Annotated in this window: 1 protein-coding gene; it reads right to left on the bottom strand. The window is 76.0% G+C overall.

Annotation, left to right across the window (positions count from 1 at the left end; all coding sequences use genetic code 11):
- On the bottom strand, positions 1-383 hold a 383-nt coding region (locus tag PUR71_RS01340; protein ID WP_329924420.1), incomplete at both ends, for a class I SAM-dependent methyltransferase.

Raw genomic sequence — 383 nt, 5'->3', positions numbered from 1 at the left:
TAGGGCCAGCGGCCCTGGCCGGCGCCGGGCTGGCCGGGCTCGCTGACGTAGACTGCCGTCCAGCCGGTGGCGGTCAGGAACTCCTCGGGCTCGTCGGTCCCGAAGACCCACGGGGTGCCGTCGGCGGCGAGGGCGTCGAGGAACGGCTTGGAGCACGGGCTGCGCAGGAGCGCGCGGCCGAGCATGTCGAACGCGAGGCGGCTGCCGGGGGCGCTCGCCGAGGCGAGCTGGGTGAGCAGGCCGCGGACGTGGTCCTCGGGGAGGCAGAAGGTCAGGCCCTCGGCCACCCAGAGGGTGGGGCGGGTGCGGTCGAAGCCGGCGGCTTCGAGGGTGGGCAGCCAGTCCTGGGTGAGGTCGGCGGAGACCTCGCGGCGGTCGGTGCG

This window comes from Streptomyces sp. SP17BM10 (assembly GCF_036322405.1).
GTDB lineage: Bacteria > Actinomycetota > Actinomycetes > Streptomycetales > Streptomycetaceae > Kitasatospora.
This window is presented reverse-complemented; position numbering and strand designations above follow the sequence as displayed.